This window comes from Micromonospora sp. D93, assembly GCF_018070365.1.
Taxonomy (GTDB): domain Bacteria; phylum Actinomycetota; class Actinomycetes; order Mycobacteriales; family Micromonosporaceae; genus Micromonospora; species Micromonospora ureilytica.
In genome coordinates this window covers 164,292-185,049 of the sequence record NZ_JAGPXW010000002.1, presented here as the reverse complement: position 1 = coordinate 185,049, position 20,758 = coordinate 164,292, and the positions used below count along the sequence as shown (strand labels likewise).

The window sequence follows — 20,758 nt, the reverse complement described above, 5'->3', positions numbered from 1 at the left end:
TCACGAGCCGAGGATCCGGCGGATCTCCGCTGCGGCCGGGTGCGCGGGTGCCACGGCGAGAAACCGTCGCAGGGTCTTCGTCGCGTCTGCGGGCCGAGTGGTCCGTTGGGCCAGGCCCAGCACCAGCAGCCCGTCGGGTGAGTCGGGCGAGTGACGCAGGACCTCCCGTGCGGTACCTTCCGCGCCGGTGGCGTCGGCCGAGCGCAGCAGGGCGAACGCGAGGCGCAGCTGGACGGCCTCGTCTGGCCGTTCGCGCAGCGCCTCCCGGTACATCTGGGCGGCGGCGTCGTAGCGCTGTTGACCCTCGAGATCGTGGGCGAGCCGCAGCGCGACAGTCGTCGGATCCGCGGCCACGCGCTGCGGTGCCGGCGGGGCCAGTTGGTCGGCGGCGACGGCCACCGACGCCACCAGGGCGACCAGCCCGGCGCCGGTGAACAACCAGGCGGAGCGCGGCGGCCGTCTGTCCCGTGCGCCGCCGTCAGGGGGCCGGCGGTCGCGGTCCCGGCGTCGAGGCTGCAGGGTACGCCGCGCGGCGTACCCTGCGCCGAGTAGCGCCACTGCGGGAACGACCCACAGGAGCAGCGCAGGGCCCCATACGGGTGGCTGTGCCAGTACCTCCTCGCCGTAGCGGTCGACGAACCAGCGGCGGATCTCCTCCGGGCGGCGACCCTGCGCCACCTGGTCGGTGATGACCTGCCGCATCGATTCGGCGATCGGCGAGCGGGAGTCGGCCACCGACTCTCCCTGGCAGGCGGGGCAGCGCAGCCCAGCGGCGACCGTGGCGGCCGGGTCAGAATTGTTGTCGGCCGAGTCGGCCGAGCGGATCAGCCCGGTGAGCGCCAGCGCGAGCAGCGTTCCCAGCGCCAGTACGAGAAGCGGGCGTCGCCGTGTCACGCCGCCCCCAGCAGCGGGGACAGGTGGTCCTGCAACCACTGCTGGGTGACCACGCCCGGCTGGTGGGCGACGATCCGGCCCTCGCGGTCCACCACGAAGGTCTCGGGCACACCGCGGACGCCCCAGTCGACGGCCCGGGTGCCATCCGGGTCGGGGACCACCGTGAGATCGTCGGCGCGCGTCTGCTGCAGCAGTGCGCGGACCGCCTCCGGGCCGTCACGCAGGTTGAGCCCGACCACCTGCAGCCCGTCGGGTGCCCGGTGGCGGGCCGTCTCGACCAGCAGCGGCAGTTCCTCACGGCAGGGCCCGCACCAGGAGGCGAAGACGTTGACCAGGACGACGTGTCCGCGCGCCGCGGACAGGTCGAAGGGCACACCGGTGAGGGTGGTCCCGGTCAGGGGAGGTGCAGCCACCGCCGGCCCCTGCCCGACGTCGCTGGACCGCGAAGGCTCGTCGGTGACGAGCGCGATCCCTAAGCCGACGGAGAGCAGCAGCACCGTGGCGGGGACCAGCCTGATCCGCCGCCACCACGGCCGCCGGTTACCGGTGCTCATGCCGGCACCCCGGTTGGCACCGCTGGCCGCTGCCCGGCCGGTTTTGGTCGCCGCCACCGCGAGCGCGCCGTCTCGGTCAGGGCGAGCAGGCCGCCGGCGGTGCCGACCGCGCCCCCGATCCAGATGAGTCCGACGAGCGGGTTCACGGCCAGGCGTACCGTCGCGCTTTCGCCGTCGCCGGCCACGGCGATCAGCGTGAGGTAGATATCGCGGCGAGGGCCCCCGTCGATTGCCGGCACGGTGACCCCTGTGTCCCGTGCAGGGTCGTAGCGCAGTGCCGGGGTGGCCATGTGGTGGCCCTCGCCCGCTGACACGGCCAGCCGTGCCCGCACTGTCATTCGTCCGTCCGCCCCGCCGCGCTGCACCGACTCCAGCCGGGCCGACACGTCGCCCACCCGTAGTGCCTCGCCCACCCGCAGGGTCCGTTCGTCGGCCTGCCCGTACGACGACGAGGCCGCGACGCCCACGGCGACCAGGGCGAGCCCGGCGTGCGCCAGCACGGCCGCCCACGGCCGGGCCCGCCGGCGGAGTTGGCCGAGCAGACCGGTCAGGACGAAGGCCGCCGCCCCGAAGGCCGTGAGCGCCGCGGGGCCGGGCCGGCTGAGCAGGCCGACGACGGCCAGCGTCGCCAGCGCCGCCGCGCCGGGTAGGAGCAGGCGGCCGAGCGCGTCGGCTCGACTGCGCACCCGCAGCGCGGGCGTCACCCCGGTGAGTAACAGGATCACCACGGCCAGCGGCACCGCGGTTCGCTGGTAGTAGGCGGTGCCGACGCTGGCCCGGGTGCCGGTGAGGGGTTCGGTGAGCAGCGGCAGGACGGTGCCGATCAGCACCGCGGCGGCGACGGTGACCAGCAGCACGGCGTTGACCAGCACGGCGGTGCGCCGCGACCAGAGCGGGGTGGCCGGGCGTGCCGGCACCGGTTGACGGCGGCCGGTGAGGACGGTGGCCGCCAGGACGGCGAGCAGGACGAAGCCGAGCAGCAGCGGCCCCAGTGGCGAGTCGGTGAAGGCGTGCACGCTGGCCACGGCCCCGGACCGGGTCAGGAAGGTGCCCAGCAGGACCAACAGGAAGCCGGCGCAGGCCAGAGTGGCGTTCCAGCGCTCCCGTCCTCGGCCGCCGCCCAGGCTGGTGTGCAGAAACGCGGTGGTGGTCAGCCAGGGCAGCAGGGAGGCGTTCTCGACCGGGTCCCAGGCCCAGTAGCCGCCCCAGCCGAGGACCGCGTACGACCACCAGGCACCCAAAACGACGCCGGCGGTGAGGGCGCACCACGCCACCAGCGCCCACGGTCGGGCCACCCGGGTCCAGGTCGTCCGCCCGACCCGCCCGGCGAGCGGCGCGGCCAGCGCCAGCGCGAACGGCACCACCATGCCGAGATAGCCGGCGTACAGCAGGGGCGGGTGTATGCCCATCGCCGCGTGCTGTTGCAGCAGCGGGTTGGGACCCGGCCCGTCGAGTGGGACCGGATTCGCCGAGCGGAAGGGGTTGGCGGCGAAGGTGGAGAGCGCGAAGAAGAAGGTGGTCACCGCGCTGGCCACCACCATCGCGTACGCGCGGAGTCGGTCGGGGCGTCCTCGCCCGAGCAGGGCGACGTACCCACCGAGGACAAGGAGCCAGAGCAGCAGCGATCCGTCCATCGCCGACCAGAGGCTGGTGACCGTGTAGTAGACGGGCACGTGGCGGCCGCCGTTCTCCGCGACGAACCGCACGCTGAAGTCGTGACGCAGCAGCGCCGCCTCGAGAACCGCGCAGGCCGTGGCGGCGGCGACCAACGCGCCGACCGAGGCGAGCCGGGCCGGCCGGGCCGGCGCCCCGGCCAGCGCTACCCGGAGCCAGAGCAGGGCGGCGAGGGGAGCGGCGAGCAGTCCGGCGGCGAGGCTGGCGGTGCCGAACTCACCGAGCATCGGGCGGCTCCACTGCTGGTGTGGAGGGCCGGTACTCGTTGCCGTGTCGTACCACCACGTGGTCGGCGTCGAACACCCCGTCGGCGCCGAGCCGTCCCTCGACGACTGCGTCCTCGCCCTCGCGGAAGGTCTCCGGCGGCACCCCGCGCTGGCGGACGGCCACGTCCCGGCCCGCCTCGGTCAGGCGGAACACGACCAGCTCGCCGTCATGTCGCAGGGAGCCGGGAACGACCTCGCCGCCGAGGCGGACCCGGTCCCGGGCGGCCTCCGGCTCGGCGAGCAGTTCCGCGGGCGTGCGGTAGTAGGTGAGCGTGTCCCGTAGGGCGCTGGCGACCAGCAGGCCGCCGGCGGCGAGCAGTACCGCGACCAGGGCCAGACGTCCGGGGCGTCGGATCATCGGATCGACGCCGGGACCCGTCGTGCCGGACCCGCGGATCCGGAGCCGCCCGGGTCGTCGGTCGCGACGGGCTCGGTTGGGCGCTGTAGTCGCACCACCCGGCGGGCCAGCACCCAGGTGGCGGCGACGCTCGCCGCTGCCACGGCCAATAGCAGCGCCAGCGCCATCCGGGGGTCGATCGGTGGTCGTTCGGGGGCGAGGATGGTGGCCTGCTGGTGCAGTGAGCGCCACCAGAGCACTGAGAAGTGCACGACCGGTACGAGCAGGAAGCCGCCGATTCCCACGGCCGCGGCGGGGCGGGTGACCCGCGGGTCACCGTGGTGGGGTGCGTTGGCCCGCTCGGCCAGTGTGCGCCGCAGGGCCAGGTACCCCGTGTAGACGAGCAGCAGCAGGGCGGTGCTGACCAGGCGGGGATCCCATGCCCACCAGGTGCCCCAGACCAGGTGGCCCCAGAGCGACCCGGTGGCGAGGGTGAGCGCGGTGAGGACGGCACCGATCTCGGCGGCGGCCAGCGCGATCCTGTCCCAGTGGGTGTCGGCGCGGATGAGATGGGCGATGCTGGCGGCGAGGACGACCGCGAACGCCAGGTAGGCGACCCACGCGGCTGGTACGTGCAGGTACATGAGTCGTTGCGCCGGACCCTGCAAGGCGTCGGTCGGTGCCAGCAGACCGCCGGTGAGGCCGGCGGCGACGGCGAGACCGCCGGCGGTCCACGCCGCCGTGCGTCGGGCGGCGGCGCCGCGCGGAGAGTCCGCGGTCAGGTCCACGGTGGAGGTGCGCATCACTGTCCTGTCCGCGCCGTCGGCGCTCGACTGCTGTTTCCTGAGCCCCGACTGTAGCCGGCAAAGGGATGAATCATTGGAATTAGGACAATAGCTCTTATGTACGGATCTGTTGACTAGGGTCGGGTTCGGTGGACACGCGAACCGATCCGACGACGCGCCTCAGGCGCCAGTGCCGGCACCTCGCCCCGGCGACGGTGCTGGCCGGCGTGCTCACCGTCACCGGTTGCTCCGGCGGGAGTCCGTCCACGCTTGACCCGGCCGGAGCTGGTGCTGGTCGGATCGCGGGGCTGTGGTGGGTGCTGTTCTGGATCTCCATGGCGGTCTTCGTCGAGGTCATGGCGTTACTGGTCTGGGCGCTGGTGTTCCGGCGTCGACGCGACGCCCGGGTCCGGCACGGGCAGCCGCTGCGCTTCGTCACGATCGCCGGGGCCGGCGTGCCGCTGGTGATCCTCGTGACGGTCTACGCCCTCGGGCTGCGTGACCTGGCGGCGCTGGGTGACGGGCCGGGTCCCCGGGCGCCCACCATCGAGGTGACCGGTCACAAGTGGTGGTGGGAGGTGCGGGCGGAGGGCGTCGACGGGGCCACCGCCAACGAACTGCACATCCCGGTGGGGGAGAAGGTACGCATCCGGCTGCGGACCGCCGACGTGCTACACAGCTTCTGGGTGCCGCAACTCATGCCGAAGACGGACCTGATCGCCGGGGAGGTCCGAGAGACGTGGCTGCACGCCGAGCGGGCCGGCAACTACCGTGGCCAGTGCGCGGAGTACTGCGGCACCCAGCACGCCCACATGGCGTTCCTCGTGGTGGCCGAGCCCCGCCGCGACTTCGACGCCTGGCTGACCCGGCTCGGCTCACCCGCCACCCCGCCGCAGACCGACCCGCAGCGACGTGGGCAGCAGGCGTTCGTGCAGGGCACCTGCGCCGGCTGTCACGCCGTGCGGGGCACCGAGGCGAACGGCCGGATCGGGCCCGACCTCTCCGACGTCGGCTCACGTTGGAGCATCGGTGCCGGCGCGGTGCCCAACGACCCCGGTCATCTGGGCGGCTGGATCGCCAACCCCCAGAACGTCAAGCCGGGCAACTACATGCCACCCCAGCCGGTCGACGCCGAGCGGCTGCCGGATCTCATCGCATACCTGCGGTCGCTGAAGTGAGCGGAGGGGAGGGAGGAGTGTCCACGACCGCCGCACCGTCGTCCGGCGCGAGCCGCGAGGACCTGAACCGCTTGGAGCAGCACTGGGGGGAGCGACCCTCGCTGCGGTCCTGGTTGACCACCGTCGACCACAAGAAGATCGGCCGACGATACCTGGTCACCGCGGCGTTCTTCTTCGTCCTCGCCGGGCTGAGCGCCCTGGTGATGCGGACCCAACTGGCCCGGCCGGAATTGCGTCTGGTTTCTCCGCAGGAGTACAACCAGCTCTTCACCATGCACGGCACCGCCATGATCTTCCTGTTCGCCACTCCGATGCTGTTCGGCTTCGGCAACTTCCTGGTCCCGCTCATGATCGGCTCGCGGGACATGGCCTTCCCCAAGCTGAACGCGTTCGGCTACTGGGTCTTTCTGTTCGCCGGCCTGTTCATGTGGGCGAGCCTGCCGTTCGGCGCTGCACCCAACGGGGGCTGGTTCGCCTACGTGCCGTTGACCGAGGAACAGAACACCCCCGGCCTGCACATGGACGTCTACAGTCTCGGGCTGCTGTTCCTCGGGGTCGCCACCACCGCCGGCTCGATCAACTTCATCGTCACCGCGCTCAAGCTGCGGGCGCCGGGCATGTCGCTGAACCGGGTGCCGCTGTTCGTCTGGGCCATCGTGGCCACCGCCTTCATGGTGATCTTCGCGTTGCCCGCGCTGAACCTCGACAACGCGATGCTGTTCCTGGACCGCCGGTTCGGCACCCACTTCTTCGACCCGGACGCCGGCGGGAACGTGCTGCTGTGGCAGCACCTGTTCTGGATCTTCGGGCATCCGGACGTGTACATCATCGTGATGCCGGCGCTGGGCATCGTCTCGGCCGTGCTGCCCGCGTTCACCCGCCGGGGCGTGGTCGGCTATCCGCTGATCGTGCTCGCGATCGTGTCCATCTCGATCATCTCGTTCGGGGTCTGGGTGCACCACATGTTCGCCACCGGGCTGCCGCAGCTCTCGTACAGCTTCTTCAGCGCGGCGAGCACCATCATCACCATCCCGTCGGGGATCCAGATCTTCGCCTGGCTCGCCACCATGCTGCTCGGCCGCCTGGTGATCAAGGTGCCACTGCTGTTCGTGATCGGGTTCATCGTGACCTTCGTGCTCGGTGGGTTCACCGGCGCGATGTTCGCGCTGACCGCCTTCGACCAGCAGGTGACCGACTCGTACTTCGTGGTCGCCCACTTCCACTACGTGCTCATCGGCGGGGCCGTGTTCCCGATGCTCGCCGGCATCTACTACTGGCTGCCCAAGATGACCGGGCGGATATACCACGAAGGGCTCGGCCGGTGGGCGTTCTGGCTCGTGTTCGCCGGCATGCACATCACGTTCTTCCCGATGCACCTCTACGGGCTGTTCGGCATGCCCAGGCGGGTCTACACCTACCGCAGCGAGCCGGGTTGGGACGGCTGGAACCTGGTCAGCACCATCGGCTCGTACCTGCTGGCCGTGGGGCTGCTGCTGGTCCTCATCGGGGTGGTGCACGCCGTCCGTCGTGGGCGGGCGGCGCCAGCGGATCCGTGGGGCGGTGACAGTCTGGAGTGGTCCACCGACTCGCCGCCCAAGCCGTACAACTTTCAAGTCCTACCCGAGGTGCACAGCCTGCACCCGACCTGGGACGAGCCGAGTCGGGAGTCGATGGGCGCCGGCGCCAGCGCCGACCGGACTCTGGCCGACGGGCGCAAGACCCTGTTCACCAGTGAACTCGACGGACGGCGGGAACGGGCGGTGGAGATGCCCGAGGCATCCGGGCAGCCGTTGCTGCTCGCCCTGGCGATGCTGGTCTTCTTCACGGCGATGCTGTTCGCCTGGTACCCGTTCGCCGCCCTGGCCGCCGTCGCGGTGGCCGGCATTATCGCGGTGTGGCTCTGGCCGCCACGTCGGCCCGACAGCGAGGTCGGGGTGAGCGCATGACCATGCCCGCGGCCACCAGTACCGAGGCGCTGACCACGGAGCTGCCGGTCGGCCGGTCGACCGGCTGGTGGGGGATGGTGATGTTCGTCGTCACCGAGGCCACGCTCTTCGCCTGCCTGCTCGGCAGCTACTTCTATCTGCGCTTCCAGTACGGCGCCCAGTGGCCGCCACCCGGGATCGAGGAACCGACGCTGCTGCGTCCACTGGTGATGACCGCCGTGCTGCTACCCAGCAGCCTGCCCGTGATCTGGGCCGAGCACGGCATCCGCCAGGGTCAGCGCTGGCGGCTGCGCTGCGGTCTGGCGGCGACCCTGGTGCTAGGGGTGACCTTCCTGGCCCTACAGGCCAGCGAATATGTGGAGAAGCTGCGCGAATTCACCATGACCACCGACGCCTACGGGTCCCTCTTCTACGTCATCACCGGCTTTCACGGACTGCACGTGCTGGTCGGGCTGACCATGATCGCCTGGCTGCTGGCCGCCTCCCTGCGCGGCGGCAGCTTCGGCGCCCACCGCCACGACCGGGTCCGCAACGCCGCCATCTACTGGCACTTCGTCGACGTGGTCTGGGCGGCCATCCTGTTCACCATCTACCTCTCTCCGAGGCTGTGATGAGCGCCCACCCCGGCCCTCGGGCCCGCCTCGCCGGCGGCCTGCTGCTCTGGTACGCGGTGCTCGGCGGCGCGGTCGCCTGGGCGCTGCATCTACTGGCCGGCTGGGGCGTCGACGAGCTGACCTGTGCCAGCGGATCCGAGCGGGTCGGGGCCGTCCCGCTGCGCGCCGTGCTCGGCGCCGCGGTGGTGCTGCCGGCGCTGGCCACAGTGGGCGCGCTGTTGGCGTCCGCGCTGCTCTGGCGGCGCACCGCCCACCCGCCAGGTCCCAACGGCGAGGACCGGTCGGTGGGGCGTGGGCGCCTTTTCGCGGTGGTGGGCATCTGGTCGAACCTGCTGTTCCTGGCCATCATCGTGCTGGGTGGCGTCGCACTGCTGGTGCTGCCGCCATGCCAGCGGTGACCGTCGCGTCCGCCCCCGGTGACCAGGTGGCCGCCGGGATCCTCGCGATGCTGCTGGCGGCCACGCTGGCCCTGCTCGCCGCCGGCTACGGTCGGGGCGTCCACGAGTTGTGGGCTCGCCGGGGTGTCGGTGAGGTCGTCACGGGCTGGCGGGTCGCCGCGTTCGGGATCGGTCTGGTCACCGTGCTGGGCGCCCAGGACGGACCGGTTGCCGCGGTGGCAGAGAACGGCCTCGCCGGGCACATGACGCAGCACATGCTGCTGTTGCTCGTCGCGGGTCCGCTGCTCGCCGCGGGTGCCGCCGGCCTGCCGCTGACGCTGGCCTGCCCGGCGGCGTTGCGCCGCCGGCTGGCGTGGCTGCGGGTCACCGCGGCGGGCCGCTGGCTGCGCCGTCCCGCCGTCGTCGCGTTCGTGGCCGGCGGACTCCAGACGGTCGTGCTCTGGTTCTGGCATCTGCCCGTGCCCTATCTCGCCGCCGAGCGGAGTCCGGTCGTCCACGCGGTGGCGCACGTTTGCTTCATCGGGTCGGCCTGGCTGCTCTGGGCGCCGCTGCTCGGCGCTCCCCGGCACCGGCTGCCGCCGCCGACCGGGATGCTGCTTCTGGTCGGCACGATGCTGCCGGCGTCCGCGCTCGGCGCCGTACTCACCTTTGCCCCCCGCCCGGTCTATCCGGCGGAGGTCCTCGGTGCCGACCCGCTCGCCGACCAGCAGCTGGCCGGGCTTCTGATGTGGGCGCCGATGGACGTCGCGGTGCTGGTCGCGACCCTGGTGACGTTCCTGCGCTGGCTGCTGAACCTGCAGAGGATACGCCCGGAACGGGTGACCTCACCGGAGGCCGGTGGCCGCCTGACAGCTACCGAGGGAGTGGTGTCGTGAACCGCTGCGGACGTTGGGCGTTGGCCCTGCTGGTGGCGCTGTCCCCGCTCGTCGGCGCGGGTTGCGCGAGCACCGACCCGCCTCCGCCGCCCGAGGTCCGTACGGGGCAACCGGACCGTGGTGCGATGCTCATCGATCGGTACGGATGCGGGTCCTGCCACACCATCCCGGGCATCGACCGGGCCGACGGATTGGTGGGCCCACCGTTGACCCGCTTCGGGTCCCGCTCCTACATCGCCGGCAACCTGGTGAACAACGCGGACAACCTGCAGCACTGGATCGCCGACCCGCAGGCGGTCGAGCCCGGCACGGCCATGCCGGACCTGGGGGTCACCGCACTCGACGCGCAGGACATCGCCGCCTACCTGTTTACGCTGGACTGAGCCATGCGTGCCTGGACGTACCGGTGGGCCAACTTAACCCGGGTCGGCGCGGTGGGTGCGGTACTGGTGTTGGCGGCCGGACCGGCGGCTCTGGCCGCACCGACCCCGCCCACGCCAACCGACAGCCCGTCCGCGCCGACCCCGCGCGGCGAAGACCGGGGCGAGGAGCTGTTCCGGCAGAACTGCGCGAGCTGTCACGGCATGCAGGGTCAGGGCGCCCAACGCGGCCCTTCGCTGGTCGGGGTCGGAGCGGCCTCGGTGGACTTTCAGGTCTCGACCGGGCGGATGCCCATCCCGCACGAGATGCAGCAGCCGCGCCGCGACGAACCGGTCTTCTCGGCCGACGAGATCGCGGCCCTGGTCGAGCACGTGAGGAGCTTCGGCGGTGGCGGCCCGAGCATTCCGCAGGTCGCACCCGGAAGCCTCACCAGCGGACGGGAACTCTTCGCCGCCAACTGCGCCCCCTGCCACGGAGCTACCGGGTCCGGGGCGCCACTGACGAACGGCTGGGTCGCCCCGCCGCTGTACGAGGCGACAGCGGTCCAGGTCGCCGAGGCGATCCGAGTCGGCCCCGGACTCATGCCGATCTTTCCCAGCCAGGTGCTCACCGACCAGCAGGTGGATGACCTGGCCACCTACGTGCAGCGGCTGCGGAGCGAGCGGTTGGACCGCGGCGGCAACCCGCTCGGTCGCCTCGGTCCGCTGGCCGAGGGCCTGGTCGCCTGGATCGTCACCCTCGGGCTGCTCGTCGCCGCGGCCCGCTGGCTGGGCAGGAGGGCTGGAGAGTGAGCCGACGTCCACAGGTCGCGCCGACGCCGCCCGGCGTCGACCGGCGGATCATCCTGTCCTTCCTGGTCAGCGCCGCCGGCGCGGTCGGCTTCGCGGTGACCTACGGCCTCGGCGGGCAGACCCAGTGGGAGGGGGTGTGCCTGGCGGTGGCCTTTGCCGGTCTGGCGACGGGCCTGGCGATCTGGGGACGGCGGCTGGTGCCGGTCGGCGGTTACGTCGAGGAGCACGAGGGGTTCACCCCGCCACCCGAGGAGCAGGCGCTGACCGCGGCGGCACTGACCGCGCCGGACAGCCCCATCCGTCGACGTGGCCTGCTCGCCGCGCTGGGGTTGGCGTTGACCTCACTCGGCGTCGCGGCGCTGTTTCCGCTCCGGTCGCTGCTTCCGTGGGACCGGACCCGACCGGTGGAGGCGTTGAAGGACACCCCGTGGGGGCCGGGGGTGCGGCTGTTGACCGCCGACGGGCAACCACTGCGGCCGGAGAACGTGCCGGACGGCAGCGTGGTCGGGGTGTTCCCCGAGGGCGGGACCGGTGCCGGCGACGCCCCGGCGTTCGCCGTGCGGCTGCGGCCCGAACGGTTCACCCGGCTGCCTGCGGCCGGCCATCTCGACGGGCTGGTCGTCTACTCCCTGCTGTGCACTCACGCCGGCTGCCCGGTACGGCTCTACCTCAAGGGCACCGGCCGGGTGCTCTGCCCCTGCCACCAGTCCTCGTTCGACCTGTTCGCCGACGCCAGCCCGGTCGCCGGGCCTGCCGCCCGGCGGCTGCCCGGCCTGCCCATCGACGTGGACGCGGACGGCAACCTGCGTGCCAGCGGCGACTTCACCGCCCCGCCGGGCGCCGGCTTCTGGAGCTGGCCATGATCATGGATCGGTTGGCCCGGGCGCTCGACGATCGGCTGCGACTGTCGCCGCTGGCCCGCAAGGCCCTCGCGAAGGTGTTCCCGGACCACTGGTCGTTCATGCTCGGCGAGATCGCCCTGTACTCGTTCGTCGCGCTCATCCTGACCGGCGTCTATCTGACGCTGTTCTTCGACCCCAGCTCCGCCGACCGGGTCTACCACGGCTCGTACGCCCCAATGGACGGCAGCACCACCTCGGCGGCGTACGCCTCGACGGTCCGACTGAGCTGGGACGTACGTGCCGGGCTGCTGATCCGTCAGACCCACCACTGGGCGGCGTTGATCTTCGTCGCGGCGATCCTCGTGCACCTGGTGCGGATCTTCTTCACCGGCGCGTACCGCAAACCTCGGGAGCTGAACTGGCTGGTCGGTGTCACGATGCTGGCGCTTGCTCTGGCGAACGGGTTCACTGGCTACTCCATGCCCGACGACCTGCTGTCCGGTCTCGGTCTGCGGATCATCGTCTCGGTGGTGGAGTCGATCCCGCTGGTCGGTTCGTGGCTGGTCTTCCTCGGCCTCGGCGGTGAGTTCCCCTCCGAGGAGATGATCCCGCGAATGTTCGTCAGTCACGTGCTGCTGGTGCCCGCGGTGCTGGTCGCCCTCGTCTCCGCGCACCTGGCGATGATCGTCCGGCAGAAGCACAGTCAGTTCGCCGGTCCGGGCCGGACCGAGCACAACGTCGTCGGCTCCCGGCTCTTTCCCAGCTACACGCTGCGGTCGCTCGCGCTGTTCGCCTGGGTGCTGGCGGTGCTGTTCGCCCTCGGTGGGCTCGTACAGATCAACCCGGTCTGGATCTACGGGCCATTCGCCCCCGCCCAGGCCACCGCCCCCGCCCAGCCCGACTGGTACGTCGCCTGGGGTGACGGGGCCCTGCGGCTGTTCCCGCCCTGGGAGATCCACATCGCCGGCCACCTCGTGCCGGCGCCGTTCTTTCCCGGCGTGGTGCTCGGCGGCGTCACCTTCCTGGCCCTGTACGCCTGGCCGTTCCTGGAACGCTTGTGCACCGGCGACCGGGCGTCGCACCAGCTGCTGGACCGGCCCCGCGACCATCCGGTCCGGACCGGCGTCGGCGTGCTGGCGCTGACCTTCTTCGGAGTGCTCGTCGTCACCGCCGGCGACGGCATCATCGCCCGGCTGTTGCGAGTGCCGATCTACGACGTGCTCAACGTGCTTCGCGTCCTCGTACTCGTCCTGCCGGTCCTGGCCGGTGTGCTGGCCTTCGTGCTGGCCCGGGCCCTTCGGCGCGGCGGTGCGGCGCGGCTGGGTGACCTGACCCGCGCCGACCTGCGAGCGGGTCGGCAGCGCACCGGCGAGGGTGCCGGGCCGCGCGCCGCCGGCGAGCCGGAGTTGCCGGCGCCGGACCGGCCCGGGGAGCGGATCGAGCTGTGGCCGGACGGCGACGTGTGGCGCTGGCGCTACCGCGACGAGCCGGCCGGCGTCGCGATCCTGGGGAATCGCGCCGTGCTGTCCAAGGGTGCGGCGGCGGAGTCGGCGCGGCTGGCCTACCCCGGTGTTGATCACGTGACGGTGCCCGGCCCGCCGCCGCCCCCGCCACCCGGACGGATCCGGACCATGCTGGTCCGGTGGGGCAACGTGGCGTTGGGCGCCTCGCTGCTCGCGGCGGCCCTCCGGCAGCGCCGGGACCGCCGCCGTGACGGGGACGGGCAGCCACCGAGGTGAACGCCGTCACCGCGCTGATCGGTCATCCCGGCTGGCTGGGCTGGGTCGCGTTGAAGGCGTTCCTGCTCTACGTCACCGCGGTGATCGGGTTGCGTGCCGGTGGGCGCCGCACGCTGGCCGAGCTGTCCCCGTACGACTTCGTCGCAGCCGTGGCGGTGGGTGCGATCGTGGGCCGGCTGCCGAGCGCACCGGATGCGAGTTACCTGTCCGGCGCGGTGACCCTGCTGACCATCCTGGCCGCGCACGCTCTGATCACCCGGGTGCGGTTGCTTCCTTTGGGCAGACGGCTGATCGAGAAGGGGCCGGTGGTGCTCGTCTCCCGGGGGCGGGTGCTCGCATCGAACCTGCACCGCGCCGGGATGACGCGGGCCGACCTCGACACCCTGCTGCGGGAACACGGCGCGGCCGACGTCGCAGGGGTGCACCTGGCCGTTCTGGAAGGCCGGGGGCAGATGTCGGTGCTGCGCCGCGCGGATCGCGAGTGACGGCCCGGGTGGACGTCGGCAGGTTGCCGGGGTCGAGTTGGTTTGCCGACGCGGTGGCCGGGTAGCCGCCACTCTGTCCGGCCTCGTCCGCCGTGTCCGGTCCCAGATCGGGCCGCGACGGTGGACGGCGCGGTGAGACCACCGCGGCCGAACCGAGCGGGTCGGACGAACCCCCGGAACGAGGAGGATGACGTGCAGGAGATCGTGGGTGAGAGCCTGGCCCGACGGCTGGTGGAGTGGGGCGTCGACACCGTGTTCGGGCTGCCCGGCGACGGCATCAACGGCCTGATGGAGGGCTTCCGCCGGCAACGGGACAAGTTGCGGTTCGTGCTGGTGCACCACGAGGAGGCGGCCGCTTTCATGGCCACCGGGTACGCCAAGGCGACCGGTCGCCTTGGCGTCTGCTGTGCCACCTCCGGGCCGGGAGCTATTCACCTGCTGAACGGGCTCTACGACGCGAAGCTCGACCACGTGCCCGTGCTGGCGATCACCGGTATGCAGGAGACGTCGGTGTTGGGCTCGTACTACCAGCAGGAGGTGCACACCACCCAGCTGTACCAGGACGTGGCGTCGTACAACCTGATGGTCACCAACCCGCAGCAGATGCCGGGAGTTGTGGACCTGGCCATCCGCGACGCGTTGAGCAAGCGCACGGTCGCGCATCTGACGTTCCCCAACGACGTTCAGGTCGCGCCGGCCGACGAGGACCCGTACCGGCATGTCAGCCCCGGTAAGCCGCCGATGAGCGCGGCGGTGGTGTCCTACCCGCAGCTGCCGCCGGATCCGCGTGAGCTGGCGAAGGCGGCCGAGGTGCTCAAGGCCGGCCGGAAGGTCGCCATGCTGGTCGGCATCGGGGCCCGTGGTGCCCGCGAGGAGGTCCTCGCGGTGGCCGAGGCCCTGGCGAGCCCGATCGTGAAGACGCTTCCCGGCAAGCTGGTGGTGCCCGACGATCACCCGTTGACCACCGGTGGCCTCGGGCTGCTCGGCACCGGCCCGAGCGAGGAGCTGATGGAGGAGTGCGACACCCTGCTGATGGTGGGCACCTCGTACCCGTACGCGAAGTACCTGCCGGCACCGGGGCAGGCCAGGGTGGTGCAGATCGACGTCGATCCCAGCCTGATCGGCATGCGGCTGCCGGTCGAGGCGCCGGTCTGCGCGGACGCCCGCCAGGCGCTGCGGCAGCTGCTGCCGATGCTCACGCACCAGCCGGACCGCGCCTTCCTGCAGACGTACCAGCGGAAGATGGACGGCTGGCGTTCGGACATGGCCAGCCTGGTGGACCCGGAGCGGGCGCCGATCGCGCCGCAGTACCTGATGGGCTGCATCGACGAGGCCGCCGCCGACGATGCCATTCTCACCTGTGACTCCGGCACGATCGCCACCTGGTCGGCCCGGCACTGGACCATCCGTGGCGACCGCGAGTTCTACCTGTCGGGCAACCTGGCCACGATGGCACCGGGCCTGCCGTACGCGATCGCCATGCAGCACGCCTACCCGGGCCGGCAGGTGATCGCGTACGTCGGTGACGGCGGGTTCGCGATGCTGATGGCCGAGTTCCTCACCGCTGTGCGCCACGAGCTGCCGATCAAGGTGGTGATCAACAACAACAACTCCTACGGGCAGATCCTCTGGGAGCAGATCATCCTCGGCTACCCGGAGTACGCGGTGCGGCACCGTCAGCCGGAGGCGGACTTCTCGACGTGGGCGCGCGGCTGCGGCGCCTTCGGCGTCAAGGTCACCGACGCGAAGGCGCTACCCGGCGCCATCCGGGAGGCGCTCGCGCACCCCGGTCCGGCCCTGGTGGACTGCGACGTCAATCCCAACGAACCGCCGATGCCCGGGAAGATCAAGTACGACCAGGCGAAACACTTCACCGAGGCGTTCCTGCGCGGGCAGCCACACAAGGTCGCCACCCTCGCCACCGTCGCCCGCGACAAGTTCAACGAGCTGCGTTCATGAGTGGGGTTCTGCTGCCGGAACCGGTCCTGCGCCCGCCCGAACCCGTTCACGACATCGACCTGGGCGTGCTCGCCGCCGACCTGCGCGACGCGGTCGACGGGGAGGTCCGCTTCGACGCCGGGTCGCGCGCCACGTACTCCACCGACGCCTCCAACTACCGGCAGGTGCCGCTCGGGGTGGTGGTGCCCCGCACCGTCGACGCGGCGGTGGCCGCCGTCGCGGTGTGCCGCCGGCACGGCGCACCGCTGACCTCCCGCGGCGGCGGCACCAGCCTCGCCGGCGAGTGCACCAACACGGCCGTGGTGCTGGACTGGTCGAAGTACTGTCACCGGCTGCTCGAGGTCGACGAGGCGGCGCGGACCTGCCTGGTCGAGCCGGGCATCGTGCTCGACCAACTCAACGCCGAACTCAAGCCGACCGGGCTGGAGTACGGGCCCCGACCCGCCACCCACGACCACTGCACGCTCGGTGGGATGCTCGGCAACAACTCCTGCGGCTCCACGGCGCAGCGCACCGGCAAGGTGGTCGACAACATCGTCGAGTTGGAGGTGCTGCTCTACGACGGCACCCGGATGTGGGTGGGGGAGACCACCGACGAGGAGTACGCCCGGATCCAGCGCGACGGTGGCCGCAAGGCGCACCTCTACCAGCAGTTGCGGGCGCTGCGCGACGAGTACCTGGCCGACATCCGCACCCGCTATCCGCACATCCCGAGGCGGGTCTCCGGCTACAACCTCGACAGTCTGCTGCCGGAGAAGACCTTCCACGTCGGGCAGGCGCTGGTCGGGTCCGAGGGCACACTTGTCACCATCCTGCGGGCCCGGCTGAAGCTGGTGCCGATCGTCAAGTCCAAGGCGATGGTCTTCCTCAGCTACCAGGACATCGCCGCCGCCGCGGACGACGTACCGCGGATCCTGGAGCATCAGCCGATCGCGTTGGAGGGCATCGACGACAAGCTGGTCAGCTTCGAGCGGCGCAAGAGCCTGCACCCGCACGCCCTGCACGAACTGCCGCCGGGCGGCGCCTGGCTGATGGTCCAACTCGGCGGCGACGTGCCGCAGGAGGCGCGGGCGGCGGCAGACCGGCTTGTCGCCGCGGTTCGCCGCGACGGCGGGCCGACAGTGCACGAGTTCGCCGACCCCACCGACGAGAAGCAGATGTGGGGGGTTCGGGAGTCCGCGCTGGGCGCCACCGCGCACGTGCCGAACGCGGACAACACCTGGCCCGGCTGGGAGGACTCCGCGGTCGCCCCGGACCGGCTCGGCGACTACCTGCGCGACCTGCGGAAGCTCTACCGGGAGTACGGCTACGAGCAGGCGTCCCTGTACGGGCACTTCGGGCAGGGCTGCGTGCACACCCGCATTCCGTTCCGGCTGCGTACCGCCGACGGGATCCGGGACTTCCGGTCCTTCGTCGAGCGCGCCGCCGACCTGGTGGTCTCCTACGGTGGCTCGTTCTCCGGGGAGCACGGCGACGGGCAGGCGCGTGGCGAACTGCTGCCCAAGATGTACGGCGACCGGCTGACCCGGGCGTTCGGCCAGTTCAAGGCGATCTTCGATCCGGACGACCGGATGAACCCGGGCAAGGTGGTGCCGCCGTACCGGCTGGACAGTCACCTGCGCCTCGGCACCGACTACGACCACGGCGCTGTCGACACGGTCTTCGCCTACCCCGATGACGGGGCCAGCTTCGGCAACGCGGTGCTGCGCTGCGTGGGGGTCGGCAAGTGCCGGCGCCACGAGGGGGGAGTGATGTGTCCCTCCTACATGGTCACCCGTGAGGAGGAGCATTCCACCCGAGGTCGGGCCCGACTGCTGTTCGAGATGCTCGACGGCACCTCCCGCGGCGGCACGATCGGCGACGGTTGGCGGTCGACGGAGGTACGCGACGCCCTCGACCTGTGTCTGGCCTGCAAGGGCTGCAAGGCCGACTGCCCGGTCAACGTGGACATGGCCACCTACAAGGCCGAGTTCCTGCACCACCACTACGCCCGCCGCCTACGACCTCGCTCGCACTACTCGATGGGCTGGCTCCCGCTGGTGGCCGCCGTCGCGGCGCGGCTGCCGCGGACGGTCAACGCGCTGGCCCAGGCCCCCGGCCTGAGCCGGCTCGCGAAGACCCTCGGCGGGATCGACAAACGTCGCGACATTCCGGCCTTCGCCCCGGAGACGTTCCAACACTGGTTCGCCCACCGTGCCCCCAGTGGCGACGGCTCGCGCGGCGAGGTGCTGCTCTGGCCGGACACCTTCACCAACCACTTCCACCCGGGGGTGGCACGCGCGGCGGTGGAGGTCCTGGAGACGGCCGGCTGGCGGGTACGCGTGCCGGACGGGCCGGTGTGTTGCGGGCTGACCTGGATCTCCACCGGCCAACTCGACATCGCCAAGAGGGTGTTGCGCCGCACCGTCGACGTGCTGCGCCCGCACCTGCGCGCCGGCACACGGGTGGTGGGGTTGGAGCCGAGCTGCACTGCGGTGTTCCGCAGCGACGCCCACGAGTTGTTCCCGGCCGACGACGACGTCACCCGGCTGCGGGAGCAGACCGTCACACTCGCGGAACTGCTGCACGATCACAGCCCGGGTTGGCAGTCGCCGCGGATCGAGGCACACGCCCTGATCCAGCCTCACTGCCACCACCACGCGATCCTCGGTACCGCCGCCGACCAGGCGGTCCTGTCCGCAGCGGGAGTGAACGCGGAATTCTTGGACTCGGGCTGCTGCGGTCTGGCGGGAAACTTCGGCTTCGAGGAGGGCCACTACGAGGTCTCGGAGGCGTGCGCCGAACGGGTGCTGCTACCGGCGATCCGCGACGCAGACGAGACCGATGTGATCCTCGCCGACGGGTTCAGCTGCCGCACCCAGGTCGAGCAGAGCGCGTCTGACGGCCGGTCGGCCCTTCACCTGGCCGAGTTGCTGCGCGCCGCCCTGCACAACGACACCGTGCCCCGCCGCCCTGAGCAGAGCTGGGGCGACCGTCCACGACCACCGTCGGTGTTCTCCCGCTGGGTGGCGGCCGGCATTGTCGCGGCGGCCGCACTCGCCCCGCTGGCCGCGCTGGTGCGCCGGAGGAGGCGGTGACTCGGATCCGGCTGACCGCCGAGGCGTACCGGGTGCCCACCGACACCCCGGAGGGGGATGGCACCCTGGCCTGGACCAGCACCACACTGGTGCTGGTCCGGGCACACGCCGACGCGCACACCGGCATCGGCTGGACGTACGCGCCGGCGGCGGCTGCCGCGCTGGTGGCGGACCTGTTCGCTCCGGTGGTCGCGGACCTGGACCCCGACGACGTGCCGGCCGCCTGGTCGAACATGCGTCGACGGCTGCGCAACGCCGGCCGGCCAGGTGTCGCCGGCCTCGCCCTGTCGGCCGTCGACTGCGCGCTGTGGGATCTCAAGGCCCGCCGGCACGCGCTGCCCCTGGCCCGGCTGCTCGGCACCGCGCGCCGGGACGTGCCCGTGTACGGCAGCGGCGGTTTCACCACGTATGACGACGAGCGCCAGCACCGGCAGCTCGCCGGCTGGGTGCACGAGCAGGGCATACCCCGGGTGAAGATCAAGATCGGGGAGTCGTTCGGTACGGAGATGGGGCGGGATCTCGCCCGGATGGAGGCGGCCCGGCGCACCATCGGTGACGACACCGAGCTGTACGTCGACGCCAACGGTGCCTACCAGCGCAAACAGGCGATCCGGGTGGCGCAGGCCGCGGCGGAGCTGGACGTGCGCTGGTACGAGGAGCCGGTCAGCTCCGACGACCTCGCCGGGCTGGGGCTGGTCCGCGACCGCGTCGTGCCGGACGTGGCGGCCGGGGAGTACGGCTTCGACCTGACCTACTTCCACCGGATGGCCCCCTACGTGGACTGCCTGCAGATCGACGTCACCCGCTGTGGCGGGATCAGCGAGTTCCTCCGCGCCGCCGCGGTGGCCGACGCGGCCGGGCTGGAGGTGTCCGGGCACTGCGCTCCGCACCAGCACCTGCCGGTCGCCGCAGCCGTGGGAAACCTGCGGCATCTGGAGTGGTTCCACGACCACGTCCGGATCGAGTCGATGCTCTTCGACGGAGCCGTGCCGGCGACCGGCGGCGTGGCGCGGGTGCCGCTGGACCGGCCGGGCAACGGTCTGGAGTTCCGGTCGGATCACGCCCAGCAGTACCGGGTGGCGTGACATGGCCGACCGGATTCCCTGGCTGCCGCCGCGGAGCGTGGCGGTCACCGCCCGGCTGGCCTGGGGCGGTCTGCTGCTGCTCGCGCCCGTTGCGCTGCTACGTCCGGTGGGTCCGATCACCACCACGGCCGTGATGACCCTCCGGGTGCTCGGCGCCCGCCACGTTGCCCAGACCGCGGTGACTCTCTGGCGGCCAACCAGGGGCGTGTTCGCCGCCGGCGCGGCGGTCGACGGCCTGCACTGCGCCACCGCGCTCGTCCTGGCCGCCGCCGACCGTCGGCAACGGCCCGCCGCCCTGACCGACGCCGCCGTCGCCGCCACCTGGGCAGTCCTGGGCGTCATCGTGGCAACAGATCGAGGAGACCGATGAGGGTTCAGGAACTGCACCAACCGACCGGTCGGGTGCTGGTCGTCGTCTGCGATGACGGCGACGAGCCGGTGAGCGTCATCAGTGACGCACTGCACCGACACGACCTGCGCGCCGGCCGGGTGACCGCCGTGGGCGGCTTCCGGGAGGCCGAGGTCGGCTGGTTCGACCGGCAGGCGCGCGACTACCGGCACATCCCGGTGCGGGAGCAGGTGGAGGTGCTCTCACTGGTGGGCGACGTGGCCGCCCGCGACGGCGAGCCGGTGCTGCACGTGCACGCCGTGCTCGGCCGCGCGGACGGCAGCACTGTCGGCGGGCACCTGCTGTCCGCCCGGGTGTGGCCGACGCTGGAGGTGATCATCACCGAGGTCGCCCCCGAGCTGAGCAAACAGGTGGACCCGGAGACCGGGTTGGCGCTGATCGCCGGGCCCGGCCGGTAGCCGATCCATTCGGTGGGTCTGGGAAACGCCGCAGCGGGTACAGCCAGCAGGGGACACGAGGCGGTCGGGAG

20 protein-coding genes are annotated in these 20,758 nt (G+C 71.8%); 15 read left to right on the top strand and 5 right to left on the bottom strand.

The genetic code is table 11. The annotated features are described in order from the left end of the window. From KBX71_RS02960 to ccsA, 5 genes are read right to left on the bottom strand one after another with little or no spacing between them, the layout of a single operon-like run. Entirely contained in the window at positions 1-894 is an 894-nt protein-coding gene (locus tag KBX71_RS02960; protein WP_210816397.1) for a cytochrome c-type biogenesis protein CcmH, read from the bottom strand. Continuing rightward, positions 891-1,448 (bottom strand): TlpA disulfide reductase family protein, encoded by a 558-nt coding sequence (locus tag KBX71_RS02955; protein WP_210816396.1) that lies wholly within the window; start codon positions 1,446-1,448, stop codon positions 891-893. The genes KBX71_RS02960 and KBX71_RS02955 overlap by 4 nt, the downstream gene beginning before the upstream one ends. Further along, a complete protein-coding gene (locus KBX71_RS02950; RefSeq protein ID WP_210816395.1) occupies positions 1,445-3,349 on the bottom strand; it encodes a heme lyase CcmF/NrfE family subunit in 1,905 nt (634 codons plus the stop codon). Before KBX71_RS02950 ends, KBX71_RS02955 begins: the two co-directional genes overlap by 4 nt. After that, a complete protein-coding gene (locus KBX71_RS02945) occupies positions 3,339-3,746 on the bottom strand; it encodes a cytochrome c maturation protein CcmE (protein ID WP_210816394.1) in 408 nt (135 codons plus the stop codon). Before KBX71_RS02945 ends, KBX71_RS02950 begins: the two co-directional genes overlap by 11 nt. Further along, positions 3,743-4,528, bottom strand: a complete 786-nt coding sequence (gene ccsA / locus KBX71_RS02940; protein WP_210816393.1) for a cytochrome c biogenesis protein CcsA — start codon at positions 4,526-4,528, stop codon at positions 3,743-3,745. Before ccsA ends, KBX71_RS02945 begins: the two co-directional genes overlap by 4 nt. 131 nt (positions 4,529-4,659) lie before the next feature. Between ccsA and KBX71_RS02935 the strand changes: the two genes are divergently transcribed. The 15 genes from KBX71_RS02935 (at position 4,660) to KBX71_RS02865 (ending at position 20,687) form a co-directional block, all read left to right on the top strand. Beyond that, on the top strand, positions 4,660-5,688 hold the full coding sequence (locus tag KBX71_RS02935) for a c-type cytochrome (protein WP_210816392.1): 1,029 nt from the start codon (positions 4,660-4,662) through the stop codon (positions 5,686-5,688). Positions 5,689-5,705: 17 nt separating this feature from the next. After that, the gene (gene ctaD / locus KBX71_RS02930; RefSeq protein ID WP_210816391.1) at positions 5,706-7,634 is read left to right on the top strand and encodes a cytochrome c oxidase subunit I; all 1,929 of its coding nucleotides are present in this window, start codon (positions 5,706-5,708) and stop codon (positions 7,632-7,634) included. Further along, entirely contained in the window at positions 7,631-8,245 is a 615-nt protein-coding gene (locus tag KBX71_RS02925; protein WP_210816390.1) for a heme-copper oxidase subunit III, read from the top strand. Before ctaD ends, KBX71_RS02925 begins: the two co-directional genes overlap by 4 nt. Next, positions 8,245-8,646, top strand: coding sequence for a hypothetical protein (locus KBX71_RS02920; RefSeq protein WP_210816389.1), 402 nt, complete (start codon positions 8,245-8,247; stop codon positions 8,644-8,646). Before KBX71_RS02925 ends, KBX71_RS02920 begins: the two co-directional genes overlap by 1 nt. After that, positions 8,634-9,521: a cytochrome c oxidase assembly protein gene (locus KBX71_RS02915; protein ID WP_210816388.1), complete on the top strand. Its 888-nt coding sequence runs from the start codon at positions 8,634-8,636 to the stop codon at positions 9,519-9,521. Before KBX71_RS02920 ends, KBX71_RS02915 begins: the two co-directional genes overlap by 13 nt. After that, positions 9,518-9,904 (top strand): cytochrome c family protein, encoded by a 387-nt coding sequence (locus KBX71_RS02910; RefSeq protein ID WP_210816387.1) that lies wholly within the window; start codon positions 9,518-9,520, stop codon positions 9,902-9,904. The genes KBX71_RS02915 and KBX71_RS02910 overlap by 4 nt, the downstream gene beginning before the upstream one ends. Positions 9,905-9,907: 3 nt before the next feature. Further along, positions 9,908-10,693 carry a c-type cytochrome gene (locus tag KBX71_RS02905; protein WP_210816386.1) on the top strand — a complete coding sequence of 262 codons (786 nt, stop codon included), beginning with the start codon at positions 9,908-9,910 and terminating at the stop codon, positions 10,691-10,693. Next, entirely contained in the window at positions 10,690-11,556 is an 867-nt protein-coding gene (locus KBX71_RS34490; protein ID WP_210816385.1) for a ubiquinol-cytochrome c reductase iron-sulfur subunit, read from the top strand. The genes KBX71_RS02905 and KBX71_RS34490 overlap by 4 nt, the downstream gene beginning before the upstream one ends. Next, positions 11,553-13,274, top strand: coding sequence for a cytochrome bc complex cytochrome b subunit (locus tag KBX71_RS02895; RefSeq protein ID WP_210816384.1), 1,722 nt, complete (start codon positions 11,553-11,555; stop codon positions 13,272-13,274). Before KBX71_RS34490 ends, KBX71_RS02895 begins: the two co-directional genes overlap by 4 nt. Further along, positions 13,271-13,759, top strand: a complete 489-nt coding sequence (locus KBX71_RS34485) for a DUF421 domain-containing protein (protein ID WP_210816383.1) — start codon at positions 13,271-13,273, stop codon at positions 13,757-13,759. Before KBX71_RS02895 ends, KBX71_RS34485 begins: the two co-directional genes overlap by 4 nt. A gap of 192 nt (positions 13,760-13,951) precedes the next feature. Then, positions 13,952-15,718, top strand: coding sequence for a thiamine pyrophosphate-dependent enzyme (locus tag KBX71_RS02885; RefSeq protein WP_307846938.1), 1,767 nt, complete (start codon positions 13,952-13,954; stop codon positions 15,716-15,718). Further along, complete coding sequence (locus KBX71_RS02880) at positions 15,715-18,795, top strand: FAD-binding and (Fe-S)-binding domain-containing protein (RefSeq protein WP_210816382.1); 3,081 nt, start codon at positions 15,715-15,717, stop codon at positions 18,793-18,795. The genes KBX71_RS02885 and KBX71_RS02880 overlap by 4 nt, the downstream gene beginning before the upstream one ends. Further along, a complete protein-coding gene (locus tag KBX71_RS02875) occupies positions 18,792-19,880 on the top strand; it encodes an enolase C-terminal domain-like protein (RefSeq protein ID WP_210816381.1) in 1,089 nt (362 codons plus the stop codon). The genes KBX71_RS02880 and KBX71_RS02875 overlap by 4 nt, the downstream gene beginning before the upstream one ends. 1 nt (position 19,881) lies before the next feature. Then, positions 19,882-20,250 (top strand): hypothetical protein, encoded by a 369-nt coding sequence (locus tag KBX71_RS02870; protein WP_210816380.1) that lies wholly within the window; start codon positions 19,882-19,884, stop codon positions 20,248-20,250. Then, positions 20,247-20,687 (top strand): PPC domain-containing DNA-binding protein, encoded by a 441-nt coding sequence (locus KBX71_RS02865; RefSeq protein ID WP_210816379.1) that lies wholly within the window; start codon positions 20,247-20,249, stop codon positions 20,685-20,687. The genes KBX71_RS02870 and KBX71_RS02865 overlap by 4 nt, the downstream gene beginning before the upstream one ends. Positions 20,688-20,758: the final 71 nt, after the last annotated feature.

Bases quoted from the DNA above. Each gene is read 5' to 3' on its own strand.
- KBX71_RS02915 (WP_210816388.1), top strand. From the start codon at position 8,634: ATGCCAGCGGTGACCGTCGCGTCCGCCCCCGGTGACCAGGTGGCCGCC.
- KBX71_RS02945 (WP_210816394.1), bottom strand. From the start codon at position 3,746: ATGATCCGACGCCCCGGACGTCTGGCCCTGGTCGCGGTACTGCTCGCC.
- KBX71_RS02920 (WP_210816389.1), top strand. From the start codon at position 8,245: ATGAGCGCCCACCCCGGCCCTCGGGCCCGCCTCGCCGGCGGCCTGCTG.
- KBX71_RS02905 (WP_210816386.1), top strand. From the start codon at position 9,908: ATGCGTGCCTGGACGTACCGGTGGGCCAACTTAACCCGGGTCGGCGCG.
- ccsA (WP_210816393.1), bottom strand. From the start codon at position 4,528: ATGCGCACCTCCACCGTGGACCTGACCGCGGACTCTCCGCGCGGCGCC.
- KBX71_RS02895 (WP_210816384.1), top strand. From the start codon at position 11,553: ATGATCATGGATCGGTTGGCCCGGGCGCTCGACGATCGGCTGCGACTG.
- KBX71_RS02955 (WP_210816396.1), bottom strand. From the start codon at position 1,448: ATGAGCACCGGTAACCGGCGGCCGTGGTGGCGGCGGATCAGGCTGGTC.
- KBX71_RS02865 (WP_210816379.1), top strand. From the start codon at position 20,247: ATGAGGGTTCAGGAACTGCACCAACCGACCGGTCGGGTGCTGGTCGTC.
- KBX71_RS02950 (WP_210816395.1), bottom strand. From the start codon at position 3,349: ATGCTCGGTGAGTTCGGCACCGCCAGCCTCGCCGCCGGACTGCTCGCC.
- KBX71_RS02870 (WP_210816380.1), top strand. From the start codon at position 19,882: ATGGCCGACCGGATTCCCTGGCTGCCGCCGCGGAGCGTGGCGGTCACC.
- KBX71_RS02880 (WP_210816382.1), top strand. From the start codon at position 15,715: ATGAGTGGGGTTCTGCTGCCGGAACCGGTCCTGCGCCCGCCCGAACCC.
- KBX71_RS02925 (WP_210816390.1), top strand. From the start codon at position 7,631: ATGACCATGCCCGCGGCCACCAGTACCGAGGCGCTGACCACGGAGCTG.